This is a genomic window from Acidovorax sp. AC410, from assembly GCF_979253235.1.
The window spans coordinates 2467678-2487663 of record NZ_CEEDCG010000001.1; the positions used below are offsets into that span (position 1 = coordinate 2467678).

16 protein-coding genes are annotated in these 19986 nt (G+C 66.5%); 4 read left to right on the forward strand and 12 right to left on the reverse strand.

All coding sequences use genetic code 11. From position 1 onward, the window contains the following. Positions 1-3: 3 nt before the first annotated feature. From AC0IZS_RS11550 to AC0IZS_RS11560, 3 genes are read right to left on the reverse strand one after another with little or no spacing between them, the layout of a single operon-like run. On the reverse strand, positions 4-858 hold the full coding sequence (locus AC0IZS_RS11550) for an enoyl-CoA hydratase family protein (protein WP_471635739.1): 855 nt from the start codon (positions 856-858) through the stop codon (positions 4-6). Further along, positions 855-1346 (reverse strand): MarR family winged helix-turn-helix transcriptional regulator, encoded by a 492-nt coding sequence (locus AC0IZS_RS11555; RefSeq protein WP_471635740.1) that lies wholly within the window; start codon positions 1344-1346, stop codon positions 855-857. Before AC0IZS_RS11555 ends, AC0IZS_RS11550 begins: the two co-directional genes overlap by 4 nt. A gap of 4 nt (positions 1347-1350) precedes the next feature. Next, positions 1351-3702: a bifunctional salicylyl-CoA 5-hydroxylase/oxidoreductase gene (locus AC0IZS_RS11560; RefSeq protein ID WP_471635741.1), complete on the reverse strand. Its 2352-nt coding sequence runs from the start codon at positions 3700-3702 to the stop codon at positions 1351-1353. Between the two features lie 124 nt (positions 3703-3826). On the opposite strand from AC0IZS_RS11560, the gene AC0IZS_RS11565 reads away from it, so the two are divergent. Then, the gene (locus AC0IZS_RS11565; protein ID WP_471635742.1) at positions 3827-5095 is read left to right on the forward strand and encodes a class I SAM-dependent methyltransferase; all 1269 of its coding nucleotides are present in this window, start codon (positions 3827-3829) and stop codon (positions 5093-5095) included. Between the two features lie 62 nt (positions 5096-5157). Then, a complete protein-coding gene (locus AC0IZS_RS11570; protein ID WP_471635743.1) occupies positions 5158-5484 on the forward strand; it encodes a DUF1840 domain-containing protein in 327 nt (108 codons plus the stop codon). Between the two features lie 127 nt (positions 5485-5611). On the opposite strand, the gene AC0IZS_RS11575 is transcribed toward AC0IZS_RS11570, so the two are convergent. The 9 genes from AC0IZS_RS11575 to AC0IZS_RS11615 all read right to left on the reverse strand — a co-directional run bounded on the left by AC0IZS_RS11575 (position 5612) and on the right by AC0IZS_RS11615 (position 17187). Further along, complete coding sequence (locus AC0IZS_RS11575; RefSeq protein ID WP_471639506.1) at positions 5612-6628, reverse strand: Bug family tripartite tricarboxylate transporter substrate binding protein; 1017 nt, start codon at positions 6626-6628, stop codon at positions 5612-5614. A gap of 298 nt (positions 6629-6926) precedes the next feature. Further along, entirely contained in the window at positions 6927-7913 is a 987-nt protein-coding gene (locus tag AC0IZS_RS11580) for a tripartite tricarboxylate transporter substrate-binding protein (RefSeq protein ID WP_471635744.1), read from the reverse strand. A gap of 349 nt (positions 7914-8262) precedes the next feature. Continuing rightward, positions 8263-9510 carry a phenylacetate--CoA ligase family protein gene (locus AC0IZS_RS11585; protein ID WP_471635745.1) on the reverse strand — a complete coding sequence of 416 codons (1248 nt, stop codon included), beginning with the start codon at positions 9508-9510 and terminating at the stop codon, positions 8263-8265. Between the two features lie 222 nt (positions 9511-9732). Continuing rightward, the gene (locus AC0IZS_RS11590) at positions 9733-10545 is read right to left on the reverse strand and encodes an ABC transporter ATP-binding protein (protein WP_057199886.1); all 813 of its coding nucleotides are present in this window, start codon (positions 10543-10545) and stop codon (positions 9733-9735) included. 139 nt (positions 10546-10684) lie between these two features. Then, positions 10685-12013, reverse strand: a complete 1329-nt coding sequence (locus AC0IZS_RS11595) for an ABC transporter substrate-binding protein (RefSeq protein WP_471635746.1) — start codon at positions 12011-12013, stop codon at positions 10685-10687. 141 nt (positions 12014-12154) lie between these two features. After that, a complete protein-coding gene (locus AC0IZS_RS11600; RefSeq protein WP_471635747.1) occupies positions 12155-13231 on the reverse strand; it encodes a branched-chain amino acid ABC transporter permease in 1077 nt (358 codons plus the stop codon). Positions 13232-13382: 151 nt separating this feature from the next. Then, complete coding sequence (locus tag AC0IZS_RS11605; RefSeq protein ID WP_471635748.1) at positions 13383-14312, reverse strand: branched-chain amino acid ABC transporter permease; 930 nt, start codon at positions 14310-14312, stop codon at positions 13383-13385. A 21-nt stretch (positions 14313-14333) separates the two neighbouring features. Next, entirely contained in the window at positions 14334-15119 is a 786-nt protein-coding gene (locus AC0IZS_RS11610; RefSeq protein WP_471639507.1) for an ABC transporter ATP-binding protein, read from the reverse strand. Positions 15120-15240: 121 nt separating this feature from the next. Continuing rightward, complete coding sequence (locus AC0IZS_RS11615; RefSeq protein ID WP_471635749.1) at positions 15241-17187, reverse strand: AMP-dependent synthetase/ligase; 1947 nt, start codon at positions 17185-17187, stop codon at positions 15241-15243. A 234-nt stretch (positions 17188-17421) separates the two neighbouring features. Between AC0IZS_RS11615 and AC0IZS_RS11620 the strand changes: the two genes are divergently transcribed. Both AC0IZS_RS11620 and AC0IZS_RS11625 read left to right on the forward strand, forming a co-directional pair. Further along, a complete protein-coding gene (locus AC0IZS_RS11620; RefSeq protein WP_471635750.1) occupies positions 17422-19185 on the forward strand; it encodes an ExeA family protein in 1764 nt (587 codons plus the stop codon). A gap of 5 nt (positions 19186-19190) precedes the next feature. Then, complete coding sequence (locus AC0IZS_RS11625) at positions 19191-19985, forward strand: general secretion pathway protein GspB (protein WP_471635751.1); 795 nt, start codon at positions 19191-19193, stop codon at positions 19983-19985. The last annotated feature ends 1 nt before the right edge of the window (position 19986 follow it).

A 19986-nucleotide genomic window follows, 5' to 3' on the forward strand; every position in this document is an offset into this window, starting at 1 on the left:
GGTTCAGTCCCCTTCGAACACGGGTTTCTGCTTGGCCGCAAAGGCCTCGTAGGCGCGGCGGAAGTCCTGTGTCTGCATGCAGATGGCCTGGGCCTGGGCCTCGGCCTCGATGGCCTGGTCGATGGTCATCGCCCATTCCTGGCCCAGCATGGTCTTGGTCATGCCATGGGCAAAGGTGGGGCCGCTGGCCAGCGAGCGAGCGGTCTCCTGCACCTCTCGCAGCAGGTCGGCCGCGTCGTACAGGTCGTTGAAGAAGCCCCAGGCCAGGCCCTCCTGCGCCGTCATCGCGCGGCCGGTGAACAGCAGCTCCGAGGCGCGGCCCTGGCCGATCAGCCGCGGCAGCAGCGCGCAGGCACCCATGTCGGCGCCGGCCAGGCCCACGCGGGTGAAGAGGAAGGCCGTCTTGGCTGCCGCCGTGCCGTAGCGCATGTCGCAGGCCAGGGCCATCATGGCGCCCGCACCGGCGCAAATGCCGTCGATGGCGCCCAGGATAGGTTGCGGGCAGGCGCGCATGGCCTTGACCAGGTCGCCCGTCATGCGCGTGAACTCCAGCAGTTCGGGCATGGTCATCTCGGTCAGCGGGCCGATGATCTCGTGCACGTCGCCACCCGAGCAGAAGTTGCCGCCCGCACCGGTGACCACCACGCATTTCACGTCGGTGGCAAAGCGCAGCGCATAGAAAAAGTCGCGCAGCTCCGCATAGCTCTGGAAGGTCAGCGGGTTCTTGCGCTCGGGGCGGTTCAGCGTGACGGTACCCACGCCGTCGGCGTAGCTCCAGGCGAAATGCCGGGCGGTGTAGGGCGCTTTGGCTTCAAACTGCGCGCGCATGGGGTTGCCCGCGCTGATGTTGTGCTTCATTCTGGAGTCTCCACAGGGTGTTGTTGCGTGTGTTCCTTGACCTTGCCCAGCAGCCGGTGCAAGGTGGCGATGTCGCGCTCGCCTAAAGCGGCAAAGGCCTCGACGATCCACTGCTCGTGCTGGTGGGCCATGTCGTTGAACTGCTGGCGGCCCTGGGGCGTCAGGCGCACGCAGTAGGCGCGGCGGTCGCCTTCCACGTCCACGCGCTCGACCAGGCCCTCGGCCACGAGCTGGTCGGTGATGCCGGTGACGTTGCCGCTCGTGACCATCATGCGGCGCGACAGGTCCTTCATCTTCAGGCCGTCGGGCGCGCGTTCGAGTTGCGCCATCAGATCGAACCGGGGCAGCGTGGTGTCGAACTGGGCGCGCAGGCCGGCGCGCACCTGCTTTTCGATCAGCTGCGTGCAGGTCAACATGCGCAGCCACAGGCGCAGGGCCTCGGGGTGTTCGCTCGGCGTAGTGCCGTGCAGTCTGGCTTCGAGGTCCATGCGATCAGCCCTCTTCTTCGCTGGCGGCGGCCTTGCGCGTTGCCTCCAGCGCGGCCTGTATCTGCTTTTGCTTGCCGATCTCGCGCAGCATCTGGTCGCGGCCGCTCTGGTACTGCACGGGCCAGTCGGTATGGGCGGCGGCCACGGGGCTCAGCTGGGCGGCGGCGTGCAGGGTCCAGGCCGGGTCGGCCAGGTGGGGGCGGGCAATAGCACACAGGTCGGCGCGGCCGGCCGCAATGATGCTGTTGGCGTGGTCGGCCTCGGTGATCGCGCCCACGGCCATGGTGGCAATGCCCACCTCGTTGCGGATGCGGTCGGCAAACGGCGTCTGATACATGCGGCCATAGACGGGCTTGGCGCTGCGCGTGGTCTGGCCGGACGACACGTCGATCAGGTCGCAGCCCGCGGCCTTGAACAGGCGGGCGATCTCCACCGCATCGTCGGGCGTGGTGCCGCCGGGGGCCCAATCGTGGGCGGAGATGCGCACGCTCATCGGCTTGTCCTCGGGCCACACGGCGCGCAGCGCGCTGAACACCTCCAGCGGGTAGCGGCAGCGGTTGGCCAGGCTGCCGCCGTAGTCGTCGGTGCGCTGGTTGGTGATGGGGCTGATGAAGCTGGCCAGCAGGTAGCCGTGGGCGCAGTGCAGCTCCAGCCAGTCGAAACCGCAGGCGGCGGCGCGGCGCGCGCTGTCGGTGAAGGCCGCGGTCATCGCATCCATCTCTTCACGGGTCATGGCCGTGGGGGTCTGGTTCAGGTCGCCATAGGGCAGGGGGCTGGCGGCCAGCAGAGGCCAGTTGCCTTGTTCGAGGGGCTCGTCGGTGCCTTCCCAGCCCACACGGGTGGATCCCTTGGGGCCGCTGTGGCCCAGCTGCATGCCGATTTTGGCGCTGCTGCTGCCATGCACGAACTGCACGATGCGCGCGAAGGCGGCCTGCTGGTCATCGTTCCACAACCCCGTGCAGCCGGGGGTGATGCGGCCTTCGGGCGTGGGGCTGGTCATCTCCACCATCACCATCGCCGCGCCGCCCAGGGCGCGCGCGCCCAGGTGCACCAGCAAGAAGTCCTGCGGCACGCCATCGACCGCGCTGTAGGTGGCCATGGGCGAGACGACGATGCGGTTCTTGAGCGTGAGATCACGCAATTTGAACGGTGTCAGCATGGGCGGCACGGCGGTCTTGCCGCCCGCCAGCCAGCCCTCGTACCCTTCCAGCCACTGCGCATCGCGCAGGCGCAGGTTCTCGTGGCTGATGCGCTGGCTGCGCGTGAGCAGCGAGTAGGCGAACTGCTCCACCTCCATGCCGGTGTAGCGCGTCACGTTCTCGAACCATTCGGTGGAGTTGCGCGCCGCGTTCTGGATCTTGAGCACCTCCACACTGCGGCGCGCTTCGTAGTGCTGCAACACCTCATTGATGGGCAGACCGGTGGCGAACTCGTTGGCCAGGTCGATGGCGTCTTCGAGCGCCAGCTTGGTGCCGCTGCCGATCGAGAAATGCGCCGTGTGCGCCGCATCGCCCATCAGCACGATGGGCACCTGCTTGCCGCCGATGGTTTCGCGGTGCACCCAGGTGTTGCAGATCACGCGCGGAAAGCGGATCCAGTTGGCCGAACCGCGCAGGTGCGTGGCGTTGCTGATCAGCGCATTGCCATCCAGGTACTTGCCGAACAGGCGCTCGCAGAAGGCAATCGCCTCGGGTTGCTCCATCTGGTCCAGGCCATGGGCCTTCCACACGGCTTCGGGCGTTTCCACGATGAAGGTGGAGGTGTCGGCGTCGAACTGGTAGGCATGGGCCTGGAACCAGCCGTGCTCCGTCTGCTCGAAAGCAAACGTAAAAGCATCGAACTTCTTGTGCGTGCCCAGCCACACGAAACGGCACTGGCGCAGGTCGATATCGGGCTGGTAGGTGGCGGCGTAGCGGGTGCGGATGCGGCTGTTGAGGCCGTCGCTGGCAATCACCAGGTCGGCGCCGTATTTGGCCGCCGTTTCCTGGTCGTCCTGCACGTCGGCTTCGAACACCAGGTCCACGCCCACCGCGATGCAGCGCTCCTGCAGGATGTTGAGCAACCGCTTGCGCCCGATGCCGCAGAAGCCGTGTCCGCCCGAGCGCACGCTCTTCCCCTTGAAGAACACCTCGATGTCGTCCCAGTGGTTGAACGCATCGCCGATCTGGCGCGCCGTGGCGGCATCCGCCGCCTGCAGGTTGGCCAGCGTCTGGTCCGAAAGCACCACGCCCCAGCCGAAGGTGTCGAACGGGCGGTTGCGCTCCAACACCGTCACACGGTGTGCCGGGTTCTGCTGCTTCATGAGCAGGGCGAAATACAAGCCTGCGGGGCCGCCGCCAATGCAAAGGATGTTCATGGGAAAATAGTTTAGGCTTAAACAAATTGCTGTCAATGGGGCCATCCCCGAAAAAGCACCCGGCGGTCTGTGCGCTCATGGCAGGGTGTTGACGCACTGCAGCACAAGGCCAAAAATAATCGACATGAAGCACCTGCTGCACGCTCTGGAGAGGCGGCTGGCTGCGCTGCCCGTGCCCATGGCGGTCCAACTGCCAGCGGGCCAGCAGCTGGGCGCCAGCAAGCCCGCCGTCACCCTGCGGTTTCGCGACCGCATGGCCCTCGTCGCCTTGGCCACGGGCGAGATCGGTAACGTGGGGGCCGCCATCGTCGAGGGCCGCGTGGCGCTCGAAGGGGGCATGCGTGATCTGATGGCCGCCGCCGCCGGCCTGCTCACCCGCGACCCCGCGCGCGAGCAGCACCACCGCTGGTGGCACCGCGCCCTGGCGCGCGCCCGCTCCATGGCCGCGCACACCCTGGGGCATGACGCCCGGCATGTGCAGTTCCACTACGACCTGTCCGACGATTTCTATGCCCTGTGGCTGGACGCGCGGCGCGTGTACTCCTGCGCCTACTACCGTGACTCGGGCATGGACCTGGGCGCTGCCCAGGAAGCCAAGCTCGACCACATCTGCCGCAAGCTGCGCCTGGCGCCCGGCGAGCGCTTCCTGGACATCGGTGCCGGCTGGGGCGGGCTGCTCTTGTGGGCGGCCGAGCACTATGGGGTGGACGCCACGGGCATCACCCTCTCGCGCCACCAGCATGCGCATGTGCAGCGCCTGATCGAGGCGCGTGGCCTGCAGGGACGCGTGCGGGTGGAACTGCGCGACTACCGCGAACTGCGGCCCGGTGAAACCTTCGACAAGATCGCCTCCATCGGCATGTTCGAGCATGTGGGCCGCGCGCAGATGGGCCACTATTTCGCCACCGCCCACCGTCTGCTGCGCCCAGGCGGCCTGCTGCTCAACCATGGCATCACCGCTGGCGCGGTAGACGCCACCCAGCTGGGCGCCGGCATGGGCGATTTCATCGAGGAGTACATCTTCCCCGGTGGCGAACTGCTGCACGTGAGCGTGGTGCTGGCGGACATGGCCCGCGCGGGCCTGGAAATGGTGGACACCGAGAACCTGCGCCCGCACTACGCGCGCACCCTGTGGGCATGGTCCGACAGGCTGGAAGCGCAACTGCCTGCGGCGCGCGAGGTACTGGCCGCACAGGGTGGCGTCGGGCGGGGCGATAAAGTCCTGCGTGCCTACCGCCTGTACCTGGCCGGAAGCGCCCTGGGATTCGAGCGCGGCTGGATGGCCCTGCACCAGATGCTGGCCATACGGCCCGATGGGGATATGGCAACGGGCACCATGCCCGGCGCACAATCGGACTACCCGTTCACGCGGGACTACATCTACAAGAACTAGACCACATACAGCAACCAGGCAACTGCGACCACCACAGCCAACCCGAGAGACCACCGCACACCATGCTCTACAAATTCAAGTCCAAAGCCGCCGCCGACCTGATCATGCTCGAACCCCAGGGCCGCCAGATCCTGGAGATCATCGGCAAGACCCCGGGAAACAACGGCATCGTGACTGCAGCGCAGATCCCCGGCGCCATCTCCGCGCTGGAGGCGGCCGTCGCTGCCAGCGAGGCCCAGCCTCCGGTACAGGAGGGCAAGGAGGCCGAGGATGAAGACGATCAAGGCAACCGGGCCGAAACGGTGAAACTGCGCCAGCGCGCAGCACCGTTCATCGAGATGCTGCGCAAGAGTGCGGCCCAGCAGGCGGACGTGGTCTGGGGGGTATGAACCGCCACGGCAGTCGGGTGCCATGACAGACAAGAAGGCCCGCTTGCGCGGGCCTTGTGCATTTCGAAAGTCTGTTGCTGTCAGGCCTGCCGGCAGTTGCTCCTCGATGTGTCAGCGCCTTGCCGCGTCAATCGACCTTGGCCCCCGACGCCTTCACCACCTGCGCCCACTTCTTGTGCTCGGCGTCGATGTGCTTGGAAAAATCGGCCGGCGTGTTGCCGCCGGGGATCGCTCCCTGGGCCATCAGGCGCTCCTTCATCGCGGGTGAGGCCAGGGCCTTGGCGACCTCCTGCTGGATGCGGTTCACGATTTCGGGCGGGGTGCCGGCAGGGGCCAGCAGGCCGAACCAGGAGCTGGCCTCGTAGCCTTTGAGCGTGGGGCCGCCGGCCTGTTCCACCGTGGGCACTTCGGGCAGGGCGCCGGAGCGCTGGCTGCTCGTCACGGCCAGCGCGGTGAGCTTGCCGGCCTTGATCTGGGCCATGGAGGAGGGCAGGTTGTCGAACATCACGTCGGCATTGCCGCCCACCAGGTCCAGCAGCGCCGGGCCGGAGCCCCGGTAGGGCAGGTGCAGCATGAAGGTGCCGGTCATGCTCTTGAACAACTCGCCTGCCAGGTGGATGGAGGTGCCATTGCCGCTCGACGCCATGTTGAACTTGCCGGGGCTGGCCTTGGCGACGCGGATGAAGTCCTGTACGTTGGTGATGCCCAGGGACTTGGCCTTGTCGACATTCATCACCATGACGTTGGGCACGGCGGCGACCAGGGTGATGGGCGCGAAATCCTTGATCGGGTCGTAGGGCAGCTTGGCGTACAGCGCGCGGTTGATGCCATGGGTGCCCACGGTGCCCATGAGCAGGGTGTAGCCGTCGGCCGGGGCCTTGGCCACGATCTCGGCGCCCACGTTGCCGCCGGCGCCGGCCCGGTTGTCGACCACGAACTGCTGGCCGAACACGCGGCTGAGGTCGGGTGTCAGCGCGCGCGCCAGGATGTCGGTGGTGCCGCCGGGCGCAAAGGGCACCACGATGCGCACGGGCTTGTTGGGCCAGCCGCCGGGGGTGGCCTGGGCGTTTGCAGAGCGGGGCAGCAGCAGGGCGCTGGCGGTCGCCACGGCCAGGGCGCCAAGCGCGCTCAGCGTAAAGGCCATGGCGATGGCCTTGCGGCGGTTGCGGGCCTGGACCTTGGTGGCAATGGCGGTGTTGCGTGGCAGGGGGCGAGGGGCTTGCTGGGCCATGGAGTGCGTCCTTGTCTGTCGTTTCGGGTGATATGCCCCGGTTCTACGCGCGTGCCCGCATCGGGGGCAGATGGATTACCCGAAGGCCGGTGCTCCCATGCGACACCGGGCAGTTGGCGAACCGATCGCGCAAGCGCAAAAAAGCCACCAGGCCAGGGGGCGTGGTGGCTTTGCAGTGGTGTGTGTACGCGCTTGCGTCGGCAGGGCGTGATCAGTCGGCGTAGGTGCCCGCAGCCTTGATCACCGCAGTCCACTTGTCGATTTCGGACACCACGAACTTCTTGTGTTCGGCGGGTTCGATGCGCTTGTCGGTCACGACCACGGCGCCCAGGCCTTCCTGCTTCTTGATGAAGTCGGGGTCCTTCAGGGCCACCTTGAGCGCATCGTTGATCTTCTTGGCGATGTCAGGAGGCGTGCCCTTGGGGCCGTACAGGCCATGCCAGATGGTGACTTCGAAGTTCTTCAGGCCCGACTCGGCCAGCGTGGGCAGGTCCTTGAGCAAAGGCGTGGTCAGGCGCTTCTGGGTCGTCACGGCGTAGGCCTTGACCTTCTTGGCCTCGATCTGGCCCGAGGTGTTGGTGGTCTGGTCGCACAGCAGGTCGATCTGGCCGCCGATCAGGTCGGTGATGGCAGGCGCCGTGCCCTTGTAGGGAACGGGGGTCATGTCGATCTGCACGGCGCTCTGGAACATCAGGCCGCACAGGTGCGAAGCAGAACCCAGCCCGGCGTTGCCCAGGTTGATCTTGCCCTTGTTCTGGGCGAGCCAGGCCGACAGCTCCTTGTAGTTGTTGGCGGCCATGGTGGGGCGCGCGATCAGCGTCATGGGCACGTCGTTGACCATGCCCAGGTACTCGAAGTCGTTGGGCACACTGAAGGCCAGCTTGCGGTACAGCGCAGGCATGGTGGACATGCCGATGTGGTTGAGCAGCAGGGTGTAGCCGTCGGGCGCGGCGCGGGCGACGCGGGCGGCACCGATGGAGCTGCCGGCACCGGCGGTGTTGTCCACCACCACGTTGGCGCCCAGCGGCTTGCGCAGGGCTTCGGCCAGGTCACGCGCCACGCGGTCGGTCGGGCCGCCGGCAGCGAAAGGCACCACGATGGTGACCGTCTTGTCCTTGGATGGATATTCCTGTGCGGTGGCGCCGAATGCGGCTGCCGCCGCTGCGGCGACAAGGGCGAGTTGGATCAGTTTTTTCATGAGTGCTCCTCTGTAAAAGACGGGCCATGATATCCAGCGACCCTTTCGCCAGTATTGCGGGAATTACGTACCATGCGGGGGGTAGTGACTTTAAGCAAAATAGGCTTCAATGGCGCAGTGTGGAAGGGTTTAATGCTACTGATAACGTAGCGAATTAAGGGTAAACACTGGCGTTGAAGCGGGGCAGAGTTTTCCCTTGGTTTGACCTTGGCCAAGGATTTTGGAGGTGTTCGGCTAAATGGGGGTAACAGGCCGGCTCCATATGCGCAGAATATGCCTATATATAGGGAATATGGCGCTGCTCCATTAATCCCTCGTGAGGCCAATGGATTCGCGCGAATCCACGTGTTCACCGATAGCTGCGCGCGTCCTCGATCACGCGGCCATCGTTGGGCAGGGTGCCCGGCGGCACCATCTGCACCTCGCCGCGCAGCTTGGTCACTTCGCGGATGGCATCACCCAGCTGGCGTGCCAGGCCTTCGGCAGTCTCGGCGGTCTCCACCTGCAGCAGCATCTGGTCGTTGGCCATCTCGCCGCTGACCACCAGGCGTGCGCGCAGCACCTGTGGAAAGCGCCGTGCAATGGTGGCCACCTGGCCAGGGTGTACGAACATCCCGCGCACCTTGGTGGTCTGGTCGGCCCGGCCCATCCAGCCCTTGATGCGGCCGTTGGTGCGGCCCGTGGGGCAGGTGCCGGGCAGCACGGCCGAGAGGTCGCCGGTGCCAAAGCGCACCAGCGGGTAGTCGGGGTTCAGGGTGGTCACCACCAGCTCGCCGACCTCGCCCTCGGGCACGGGGTCGCCGGTGCCCGGGCGCACGATCTCCACGATCACGCCTTCGTCGAGCACCAGGCCCTCGCGCGCGCTGGTCTCGTAGGCGATCAGCCCCAGGTCGGCCGTGGCATAGCACTGGTAGCCGGCAATGCCGCGCTCGGTGAACCAGTCGCGCAACGAGGGCGGAAAGGCCTCGCCAGAGACCAGGGCCTTGGTCACCGTGGGCAGGGCCACACCCATCTCGGCCGCCCGCTCGACGATGAGCTTGAGGAAACTGGGCGTGCCGATGTAGCCTGCAGGCTTGAGCTCGGCCATGGCCTGGACCTGCTGCTCGGTCTGGCCGGTGCCGCCGGCAAACACGGTGCAGCCCAGGGCGTGGGCACCCGTCTCCATCATCGAGCCGGCGGGCACGAAGTGGTAGCTGAAGCTGTTGTGGATCAATTCGCCCGGGCGAAAGCCCGCGCCGTACATGGCGCGCGCCATGCGCCAGTAGTCGCGGCGCGTGCCTTCGGGTTCGTAGATGGTGCCGGGGCTGGCAAATACGCGCGGCATGGCGGCACCGAAGCCGAGGGCGCTGAAGCCGCCGAAGACGTTGCTGGCACGGCCGGCCTGCTGGCGCTCGAGCAGCTCGTGCTTGCGTGTCACGGGCAACTGCGCGAGGGCTGCGCGGCTGGTGATCGCCGCGGCATCAACGCCTGCCAGGATGCCGGCAAAGGCGGGCGATGCTGTCTGGGCGTGGGCCACCTGACCGGGCAAGGCGGCGAGCAAGGCGGCTTCGCGCGCCTTGGGGTCGCGGGTTTCCAATGCGTCGTAGAACGAATTCATGGCGGTTCCTGTGAATGGGGTTTCAGGCAGTGCGTGTGCAGCGGGCGCTCCGACCGCCGCCGGGCCGCCCCAAGGCGGTCGGGGCCCCCTCGGGAGGCAGCGACCACACGAAGTGAGGGAGCGTGGGGCTTACAGCCGCAGCGCCGGGCCGCCCCAAGCGGGGCTGCGCCCCCTCGGGGGGCAGCGACCACACAGAGTGAGGGAGCGTGGGGGCCATGTTCTTCAGGCCAGCCAGCGCTTGCGGCGCTTGTAGCTCTTGACGTCCTTGAAGCTCTTGCGCTCACCGCCGCCCACGCCCAGGTAGAACTCCTTGACGTCTTCGTTGCTGGCCAGGTCGCTGGCCGCGCCGTCCATCACCACGCGGCCGCTTTCCATGATGTAGCCGTAGTCGGCGTACTTGAGCGCCATGTTGGTGTTCTGCTCGGCCAGCAGGAAGGTGACCTTTTCCTTGGTGTTCAGATCCTTGACGATGTTGAACACCTCTTCGACGATCTGCGGCGCCAGGCCCATGGAGGGCTCGTCGAGCAGCACCATGCTGGGGTTGGCCATCAGCGCGCGGCCGATGGCGCACATCTGCTGCTCGCCACCCGAGGTGTAGGCCGCCTGGGAGGTGCGCCGGGTCTTGAGGCGCGGGAAGTAGTTGTAGACCTTCTCCAGGTTGGCTGCGATCTCGGCCTTGCTGGTGCGGGTGTAGGAGCCCGTCATCAGGTTCTCCTCGATGGTCAGGTGGGCGAAGCAGTGGCGGCCCTCCATCACCTGCACCACGCCGCGCTTGACGAGGTCGGCGGGCGAGAGGTTCTCGATGCGCTCGCCGCGCAGCTCGATGCTCCCCTTGGTGACCGCGCCGCGCTCGCCCTGCAGCAGGTTGGAGACGGCGCGCAGGGTGGTCGTCTTGCCCGCCCCGTTGCCCCCCAGGATGGCGACGATGCTGCCCTCGCGCACCTGCAGCGAGACACCCTTGAGCACCAGGATCACGTGGTTGTAGATGACTTCGATGCCATTGACGTTGAGAACGATGTTTGTAGCTTGTTCCATGTGTCGTTACCGGTTGACCAATCGGCAGGCCTGGTGGCGCACGCATTGCGTGCGCTGCAAGCCTGTCGGCTGGCGGCTCTGTATGGAGCCGCACCGTGGTGATGGCGGCAGGGCGCTGTGGCCCTGCGTGCCATTCACATCAGGACTGACAGTCGGCGGCGTCGCGGCGGGTCATCTTTTTATCGGCAAGGTACTTGTCTGCACCAGCCTTGACCATGGGCTTGATGATCTGGTCATCGGCCTGGTACCAGTCGGACGAGAAGTTCCACTTGCTGCCGTCCCACGAGTGCACGCGGGCCCAGGTGGAGCCCATGTGGTCGGCGCAACTGGTGGACAGGGGGCGCATCACGCCACCAAAGCCCATGGCGTCGAGCTTCTTCTGGTCCAGTGCGAGGTTTTCCATGCCCCAGCGCACCTGCTCGCCGGTCATGACCTTGCCCTTGCCGAAACGCTCCTGCGCGCGGCGCACCGATTCCACGGCCAGCATCTGGATGATCACGCCGCGCGTGTACAGCACCGAGCCCACTTCGTCCTTGGGGCCCGTGCCCTGGCTCTTGTCGTGCACGTGCTTGAGGATGTCCTGGATGACCTTGCTCTGCGTGCCGTAGCCGTTCAGCGCCAGTGCGTGATAGCCCTTGGCGCCTTCGCCCACGTCGCGCACGTCAGGCTCGGCACCGGCCCACCACACACCGTAGAGCTTGTCGCGCGGGAAGCCCGTGGCCTGGGCTTCCTTCAAGGCAGTGGAGTTCATCACGCCCCAGCCCCACAGCAGCACGTAGTCGGGGCGGCTCTGGCGCACCTGCAGCCAGGTGGCTTTCTGCTCCACGCCGGGCGCAGTCACGGGCAGCATCTGCAGCTCGAAGCCATGCATCTTGGCGCGCTCCTGCAGCAGCGGGATGGGTTCCTTGCCGAACGGACTGTCGTGGTAGACCAGGGCGATCTTCTTGCCCTTGAGCTTGTCCAGTCCGCCCGCGCTCTTGCCGATGTGCTGGATCAGGATGTCGGCACCGGTCCAGTAGCTGCCCATGAAGGGGAAGTTCCACTTGAAAGCCTGGCCGTCCTGCGCCACCGACAGGCCGTAGCCCAGCGTCATCAGCGGGATCTTGTCGACAGGCGCCTTCTCGGTCAGCGCAAAGGTGATGCCCGTGGCCTGCGGGTCGAACAGCGCCACGCCGGGCTTGCCCTTCAGGCGCTCATAGCATTCCACGCCACGGTCGGTGGCGTAGCCGGTTTCGCATTCTTCAAAGGTCAGCTTCACACCGTTGATGCCGCCGTCACGGGCGTTGATCATCTTGATGTAGTCCTGCTTGCCGTTGGCCCATGGCACGCCGTTGGGCGCGTAGGGTCCGGTGCGGTAGGACAGCAGCGGGAAGAACTGCTCCTTGGCTTGCGCGAAGGCGCTCGTCGCGATGGACGAAGCACCTGCAGCAACCACCGCAGCGGCGATCACGAGTTTCGAAAGCTTCATGGATGTCTCCTTTGAATGAATGTGTTGAAGCACGGGGGAAAACAGTCGGGGTGAGCTACCGAGTGGACGCGGCCAGCGGGCGCGCCACATCGGGAATTGCGAGTAGGGACTTTCCTTGGGGCTGCATGGCGGGGTGTGCGCTCAGTGCGGGAAGGGCCACAGGCGCAGCTTCTGCTTGCCCGTGGACCACAGCTTGGCCAGGCCGTGGGGCTCGACGATCAGGAACCAGACGATGAGCGCGCCGAAGATCATCAGCTCGGCATGCGACACGCCGGCCGTGGAGATGGTGATGCCGAAGATGCCCATGAAGGCCGGCAGGAACTGGTTGAGCACGATGGGCAGGACCACGATGAAGGCCGCGCCGAAGAAGCCGCCCATGATGGATCCCAGGCCGCCGATGATCACCATGAACAGCAGGCGAAACGAAATCTCCACCGAGAAGGCCGCCGGCTCCCAGGCGCCCAGGTGCACGAAGGCCCAGAGCGAGCCGGCCATGCCGATGATGAAGGAGCTCACGGCGAAGGCGCTGAGCTTGGCGTACATGGGGCGGATGCCGATCACGGCGGCCGCCACGTCCATGTCGCGGATGGCCATCCACTCACGGCCGATGGCGCCGCGCACCAGGTTCTTGGCCAGGAGGGCCACCACCACCAAAACCGCCAGGCAGAAGATGTACTTGCTGGTGGCGCTCTCGATGGGCAGGCCGAAGACCTGCAGGCTGTTCACCGAGACGGAGCCAGAGTCGGAGTTGTTGGTGAACCACTTGATGCGCAGGAACATCCAGTCGCTGAAGAACTGCGCGGCCAGCGTCGCCACGGCCAGGTAAAGGCCCTTGACGCGCAGGCTAGGCAGCCCGAACAGGATGCCGAAGAAGGTGGCGCACAGGCCGCCAAGGATCAGCGCCGGGATCAGCGGCATGCCCGGAATGCGCACGAAGAAGTTGTAGGCGCCGTAGGCCCCCACAGCCATGAAGGCGCCCGAGCCCAGCGAGATCTGCCCGCAGTAGCCCACAAGGATGTTCACCCCCAGGGCCGCCAGCGCCATGATGACGAAGGGGATCAGGATGGCGCGGAAGATGTAGTCGCTGGCCAGCATGGGCACGGCGATGAAGGCCACGGCCAGGATGAGGCCGATGGCGATGCGGTCCTGCGCGATCGGGAAGATCTGCTGGTCCGAGCGGTAGCTGGTCTTGAATTGGCCGTTTTCGCGGTAAAACATGGGAGTCTCCTGCTGGTTCTTGTTATGGGTTAAACGCGATCGATGATCTTTTGCCCGGGGGCGCACCTGCGGTGCCACGCGGCGCCTTCGGCTCCGCTGACAACGCGCGTTGCGCGTTGTGCCTCCTTCGAAAAATCATTGCTCTCGTATTTCATACGCGATCAATGATTTTTTCCCCGAACAAGCCCTGTGGCCTGAAGAGAAGGAAAACCAGCGCCAGCACATACGCAAACCAGATCTCGATGCCCCCGCCCACATAGGGGCCCAGGTAGACCTCGGAGAGCTTTTCGCCCACGCCGATGATCAGCCCGCCGATGATGGCGCCGGGCACCGAGGTGAGGCCGCCCAGGATCACCACGGGCAGGGCACGCAGGGCCACGGTGGTCAGCGAGAACTGCACGCCGAGCTTGGAGCCCCAGATCATCCCGGCCACCAGGGCCACGACGCCGGCCACGCACCAGACGATCACCCAGATGCGGTTAAGCGGAATGCCGATGGACTGGGCGGCCTGGTGGTCGTCGGCCACGGCGCGCAGGGCGCGGCCGGTGGAGGTCTTCTGGAAGAAGACGCTGAGCAGCACCACCAGCGCGGCGGCAATGCCGGCAGCGATCACGTCTTCCTTGTTGATCAGGATGCCACCCTGGAACAGGGAGTCGAGCATGAAGATCGGTTCCTTGGGCATGCCGATGTCGATCTTGTAGATATCGCTGCCAAACATCGTCTGGCCCAGGCCTTCGAGGAAGTAGGTGATGCCCAGCGTGGCCATGAGCAAGGTGGCGCCCTCCTGGTTCACAAGGTGGCGCAGCACCAGCTTCTCGATCAGCCAGGCCACCACGAACATGATGGCGCCCGCGATGATGAAAGCCGCCACCGTGGCGACCACGGGGCTCGTGATGCCCGTCCACTTGGGGATCCACTCGGCAAAGCGAGCCATGGCCAGGGCCGCGAACAGCACCATCGCGCCCTGCGCGAAGTTGAAGACCCCCGATGCCTTGTATATCAGCACGAAGCCCAACGCCACCAGCGAATACAGCATGCCGGCCATGAGGCCGCCGATCAGTGTTTCAAGAAAGAATGCCATGGTTGTTGTTCTCCTGATCGCTCAATGCGAGGTGCCCAGGTAGGCGCTGATCACGTCCTGGTTGTTGCGCACTTCGTCGGGGGTTCCGTCGCCGATCTTCTTGCCGTAGTCAAGCACCACCACGCGGTCGGAGATGTCCATCACCACGCCCATGTCGTGTTCGATGAGCACGATGGTGGTGCCGAACTCGTCGTTCACGTCGAGGATGAAGCGGCACATGTCCTGCTTTTCCTCGACGTTCATGCCCGCCATGGGCTCGTCGAGCAGCAGCACCTGCGGCTCCATGGCCAGTGCCCGGCCCAGGTCCACGCGCTTTTGCAGGCCATAGGGCAACTGGCCCACAGGGGTCTTTCGGTAGGCCTGGATTTCCAGGAAGTCGATGATGTGCTCGACGAACTCGCGGTGGCGGATCTCCTCGCGCTCGGCCGGTCCGATGCGCAGCGCCTGCAAGAGCAGGTTGCTTTTGATCTTCAGGTTGCGCCCGGTCATGATGTTGTCGATCACGCTCATGCCCTTGAACAGCGCCAGGTTCTGGAAGGTACGGGCCACGCCCATCTCGGCCACCTGGCGCGAGTTCATGTGCGAAAACGTTTTGCCACGGAACGTGATGGAGCCGTCCTGCGGCGTGTACACGCCGTTGATGCAGTTGAGCATGGAGCTCTTGCCCGCGCCGTTGGGCCCGATGATGGCGCGGATTTCGTGCTCCTTGACGTTGAACGAGATGTCGGTGAGCGCCTTCACGCCGCCAAACCGCAGGCTGATGTTCTTGACGTCGAGGACGATGTCGCCGATCTTCTTTTGGTTCATGGTGGGGTGTTGCTGCTCGGGCGGGTAGAGAGCGGGTTTCATGCGGCGGCCTTGACGGAGGCGAAGGTCTTAGTTACGGCATAACTTGCTTCGCAAGTGAGCCTTCTCTGAAACGATCCCATCATGCGGCTCTCCGCACGCTGGGATACGTTTTGGTGTCCGACAGCTTGAGCGTGGCGCTCACGCTGCCCGTGCGGCCGTCCTCGAACTTGACCTGGGTTTCGATGAACTGCTCGGTGCGCCCGGCGTACAGTGCCTCGACCAGCACGCCGTACTTGTCGGCGATGAAGCCACGGCGGACCTTGTTGGTGCGCGTGAGCTCGCCGTCGTCGGCATCGAGCTCCTTGTGCAGCACCAGGAAGCGGCTGACCTGGCTGCCGGCCAGCAGGGCGTCCGTGGCCAGATCGGCATTGACCTTTTCCACGCACTCGCGGATCAGCTCGTACACCTCGGGCTTTTGCGCCAGGTCGGTGTAGCCGGCGTAGGGCAGGTTGCGGCGCTCGGCCCAGTTGCCCACGGCGTCGAAGTCGATGTTGACCATCACGCACACCTTCTCGCGGCCGTCGCCCAGGGCGACGACTTCCTTGATGTGCGGGAAGAACTTGAGTTTGTTCTCCACGTACTTGGGCGCAAACATCGCGCCGTCGTTGGCGCCGCCCTTGATGCGGCCCACGTCCTTGACGCGGTCGATGATCTTGAGGTGGCCATGCGCGTCGAGAAAGCCCGCGTCGCTGGTGTGGTACCAGCCGTCGGCCGTGAGCACCTCGGCCGTGGCCGTGGGGTTCTTGTAATACTCCTTGAGCAGACCGGCGGACTTGACGAGGATTTCGCCGTTGTCGGCCACCTTGATCTCCACGCCGCGGATGGGCACGCCCACGGTGTCGGCGCGCGCCTGGTTGTCGGGCTGCAGGCAGACGAACACGGCGGTCTCGGTGGAGCCGTAGAGCTGCTTCAGGTTGATGCCGATGGAGCGGTAGAAGGTGAACAGGTCGGGGCCGATGGCCTCGCCCGCCGTGTAGGCCACCCGCACGCGCGAGAAGCCGAGGTTGTTGCGCAGCGGGCCATAGACCAGCAGGTTGCCCAGGGCGTACTGGATGCGGTCGAGCATGCCCACGGGCTGGCCATCCATGAGCGCCGGGCCCACGCGCTGGGCCACGGCCATGCAGGCCTGGAACATCTTGCGCTTGATGGTGCCGGCGTCCTCCATGCGGATCATCACGCTGGTGAGCAGGCCTTCGAAAATGCGTGGCGGGGCAAAGTAGTAGGTGGGGCCCACTTCCTTCAAATCGATGGTCACGGTGCTGGCCGACTCGGGGCAGTTGACCACGTAGCCGCAGGCCAGCCACTGCGCGTAGCTGAAGATGTTCTGGCCGATCCAGGCCGGGGGCAGGTAGGCCAGCACCTCTTCGCTGCCAGTGAGCTTGTCGAACTCGGCACCGGCCGAGGCGCGGTCGAGCAGGGTGCTGTGCGTATGCACGACGCCCTTGGGGTTGCCGGTGGTGCCCGACGTGAAGAACATGGCGGCCACATCACCAGGCTGCACCTTGGCCACCTCGTCGCGGAACCACTGGGGGTGCTGGGCGGTGAAGGCCTTGCCCGCCTCGATCAGCGCATCCAGGGACGACAGTCCCTCTTCCTGGTAGTTGCGCAGGCCGCGCGGGTCGTCAAAGAAGATGCGCGCGATCAGGGGGCATTGCTCGCGGATCTCAAGCAGCTTGTCCACCTGCTCCTGGTCTTCCACCAGGCAAAAGCGCACCTCGGCGTTGTTCAGCGGGAAGATGCATTCGGCACCCACGGCGTCCTGGTACAGCGGCACCGGAATGGCGCCCAGCGACTGCGCGGCCAGCATGGTCGCGTACAGACGCGGGCGGTTGGCGCCGATCACCACCATGTGCTCATGGCGTTGCAGCCCCGCCTGGTGCAGGCCGGCCGCCACATGCTCCACCAGCCGGGCCAGATCGGCCCAGCTGTGGGCCTGCCAGATGCCGTATTCTTTTTCGCGCAGGGCCGCAGCCGTGGGGCGCTCGGCGGCATGCTGGAGCAGCAGTTGCGGGAACGTGGTCTTCATTCCGGTTCCTAAAAAATGAGAGGGTGTCCGCCCGGTGACAGCCGGGAGTGCGGCCTTGTGGCTGCGTACGGGATGAATGCTAGGACCGACTTTGACGTCGTCTTGTCTTGCCGACGACAATTTACGGGAAACTACCCCTCGGGTGAAACCCTGACGCACTGCGAATGGCCGTTTGGCAGGGGCTGCGGGCGGGTATCGGGGAGTACGTCGCGGTGGGGCGGTATCCTCACGGGCATGTACGCCCCGTTTTTCGGTCTCCAGCACCCGCCGTTCTCTATCGCACCCGACCCGCGCTACCTGTTCATGAGCGAGCGGCACCGGGAGGCCCTGGCCCACCTGCTGTACGGATTGGATGCCGGAGGCGGCTTCGTGCTGCTGACGGGCGAAGTGGGCGCGGGCAAGACCACGGTGTGCCGCTGCTTCCTGGAGCAGATTCCCGAGCACTGCAACGTGGCCTATATCTTCAACCCCAAGCTCACGGTGGGAGAGTTGCTGCGCTCGATCTGCGACGAGTTCGGCGTGCCGCACAAGCCGGCGGTGCCGGGCCTGGAGACGGTCAAGGACTGCATCGACCCGCTCAACGCCTCGCTGCTGGCAGCCCATGCCAGTGGCCGCAACAACGTGCTCATCATCGACGAGGCGCAGAACCTCGAAGCCGACGTGCTCGAGCAGTTGCGCCTGTTGACCAACCTGGAGACCGCCGAGCGCAAGCTGCTGCAGATCATCCTCATCGGCCAGCCCGAGCTGCGCAGCATGGTGGCGCGCCCCTCGCTGGAGCAGCTCGCGCAGCGCGTGATCGCCCGCTTCCACCTCGATGCGCTGAGCCCGCAGGAGACGCAGCAGTACATCGCGCACCGCCTGGCCGTGGCCGGGCTGCACGGCCCGGTGCCGTTCAGCCGGCGGGCCCTCAGGCGCGTGCATGCGCTGTCGCGCGGCATACCGCGGCGCATCAATCTGCTGTGCGACCGGGCGCTGCTGGGTGCCTATGCGGCTGGCGCGCGTGAGGTCAGCACGGCCATCGTCGAGCGGGCCGCGCGCGAGGTGTTCGGTGTACCGGTGGCCGGGGCTGCACCAGATCGCCGCGGCCTGGCGGGCATGTCCCGCTGGGCGGTGGCCGGCGTGGGCGGGGTGGCGGGGGCGGCGATCGTGGCCGCCGCTGCATGGACGCTGGGGGTGCGCCCGGCACAGCTGTCGACAGGCCCTGCGCAGGCGGGGCGTCCGGTGGCTGCGGCGCCGCAGCGCCCGGCCTCCGCTGCGGCCGTGAAGCCGCCACAGGCTGCAGCCTCGGCGCCGGGGTCCGCTGTGGTGGCTGCAGTGCCCGCCTCTGCTGCTTCTGCTGCCGCTACCGCCGTCCCAGCGGCTGCGCCTGCCCCGGTTTCCGGGCTGCAGCAGTTCCTGTTGGCGCAGGCCCCCAACGATGCCTCGGGCTGGCAGGCGCTGGCGTCGGCCTGGGGGGCCGCGTTGCCGGAAGGCGCCGATGCCTGCACCACGCTGCCCCGCGATGGGCTGCGCTGCTACCGCAACCGCCGTGCGGGGCTGAACCTGATCCGCCAGATCGATCGCCCGGTACTGCTCACGCTGTTCCCCTCGGATGAGGGGGACAACGCCGTCACGGCGGTGTTGCGCAGCCTGGACGACGACATGGCCACGCTGGAGAGCGGTGGCCGCACGCTGCACGTGCCGCTGGCCGACCTGGCGCAGGTATGGCGCGGCGACATGGCCACGCTGTGGCGGGCCCCGCCCGGCATGCCTGACAAGGGCGAGATCACCGACAGCCCGGCGGGGGCGGCCTGGCTCGATGCGCGCCTGGCCTCCAAGGCGGCTGGGGGCTCCGGGCCCAGCAGCCGGCCTGTGACACCTGCGCTGCGCCAGTCGCGCATCCACCGCTTCCAGCTGGCCCAGGGTGTGACGCCCGATGGCCGGGCTGGTCCCCTGACCCTCATGCTGCTCAACCGCGCCGCCGGCGTGAAAGAACCGCGCCTGCGCACCGGAGCCTGATCCCCATGTCCTACATCCTTGATGCGCTGCGGCGCGCTGAAGCCGAGCGGGGCCGGGGCGCCGTGCCGGGCATCCATACGCAGGCCATGCCCACGACCGGAATGCCCGCAGAGCGCCCCGGTTCCGGCAATCTGCTGGCCATCGGCATGGCCGTGGTGGCCGTCGCTGCGCTGGCCGCGGGCGGAACCTGGTGGACCATGCAGCGCCGTGACGGTCCTCCCGCTGGTGCAGGAGGTGTCGTCGCTGCCCCAGCGGCTACGCCTGTGCCCATGCCTGCCCCAGCCCCCGCGCTGCCCCCGGTCGTGGCTGCGCCGCCCACGGTGCCAGCACCTGCTGCAGCGGTTCCGGTTCCCGCAGCCGCCGCAGTTGCCCCGACGCCAGCGCCAGCGATCAACCAGCCGCTGGTTGCGGCCACGGCGGAGCCGCGGCCGGTGACGCCCAAGCGCGTGGCCGAGCCAGTGCGCGAAAAGCCCGCTCGCGAAACCGAGCCTGTTCGGCGTGAAGCGGCGGCCCCCGCCCCGGCCGCCGCACCCGCTGCGGCAGTACCTCCCGCAGCGCTTCCCAATAGCCCCGTGTTCGCCCAGAACGAGCTGCCAACTTCGGTGCGCGAGCAATTGCCGGTGCTGCAGGTCACGGGCGCGACCTATTCCAGCAATCCTGCGCACCGCATGGCCATCGTCAATGGCCAGGTGTTGCAGGAGGGCGACCAGGCGGCACCGGGGCTCAAGCTCGAACGCATCGAGCAGGGGCGCACCGTCTGGTCGTTCCGCGGCTACCGCTACGCGGTGGCGCCGCAGTAGC

What these genes read in the sequence shown, in the direction of transcription:
- AC0IZS_RS11550 (WP_471635739.1), bottom strand. Translation starts at nt 858, where the DNA reads ATGAAGCACAACATCAGCGCGGGCAACCCCATGCGCGCGCAGTTTGAA.
- AC0IZS_RS11555 (WP_471635740.1), bottom strand. Translation starts at nt 1,346, where the DNA reads ATGGACCTCGAAGCCAGACTGCACGGCACTACGCCGAGCGAACACCCC.
- AC0IZS_RS11560 (WP_471635741.1), bottom strand. Translation starts at nt 3,702, where the DNA reads ATGAACATCCTTTGCATTGGCGGCGGCCCCGCAGGCTTGTATTTCGCC.
- AC0IZS_RS11565 (WP_471635742.1), top strand. Translation starts at nt 3,827, where the DNA reads ATGAAGCACCTGCTGCACGCTCTGGAGAGGCGGCTGGCTGCGCTGCCC.
- AC0IZS_RS11570 (WP_471635743.1), top strand. Translation starts at nt 5,158, where the DNA reads ATGCTCTACAAATTCAAGTCCAAAGCCGCCGCCGACCTGATCATGCTC.
- AC0IZS_RS11575 (WP_471639506.1), bottom strand. Translation starts at nt 6,628, where the DNA reads ATGGCCTTTACGCTGAGCGCGCTTGGCGCCCTGGCCGTGGCGACCGCC.
- AC0IZS_RS11580 (WP_471635744.1), bottom strand. Translation starts at nt 7,913, where the DNA reads ATGAAAAAACTGATCCAACTCGCCCTTGTCGCCGCAGCGGCGGCAGCC.
- AC0IZS_RS11585 (WP_471635745.1), bottom strand. Translation starts at nt 9,510, where the DNA reads ATGAATTCGTTCTACGACGCATTGGAAACCCGCGACCCCAAGGCGCGC.
- AC0IZS_RS11590 (WP_057199886.1), bottom strand. Translation starts at nt 10,545, where the DNA reads ATGGAACAAGCTACAAACATCGTTCTCAACGTCAATGGCATCGAAGTC.
- AC0IZS_RS11595 (WP_471635746.1), bottom strand. Translation starts at nt 12,013, where the DNA reads ATGAAGCTTTCGAAACTCGTGATCGCCGCTGCGGTGGTTGCTGCAGGT.
- AC0IZS_RS11600 (WP_471635747.1), bottom strand. Translation starts at nt 13,231, where the DNA reads ATGTTTTACCGCGAAAACGGCCAATTCAAGACCAGCTACCGCTCGGAC.
- AC0IZS_RS11605 (WP_471635748.1), bottom strand. Translation starts at nt 14,312, where the DNA reads ATGGCATTCTTTCTTGAAACACTGATCGGCGGCCTCATGGCCGGCATG.
- AC0IZS_RS11610 (WP_471639507.1), bottom strand. Translation starts at nt 15,119, where the DNA reads ATGAACCAAAAGAAGATCGGCGACATCGTCCTCGACGTCAAGAACATC.
- AC0IZS_RS11615 (WP_471635749.1), bottom strand. Translation starts at nt 17,187, where the DNA reads ATGAAGACCACGTTCCCGCAACTGCTGCTCCAGCATGCCGCCGAGCGC.
- AC0IZS_RS11620 (WP_471635750.1), top strand. Translation starts at nt 17,422, where the DNA reads ATGTACGCCCCGTTTTTCGGTCTCCAGCACCCGCCGTTCTCTATCGCA.
- AC0IZS_RS11625 (WP_471635751.1), top strand. Translation starts at nt 19,191, where the DNA reads ATGTCCTACATCCTTGATGCGCTGCGGCGCGCTGAAGCCGAGCGGGGC.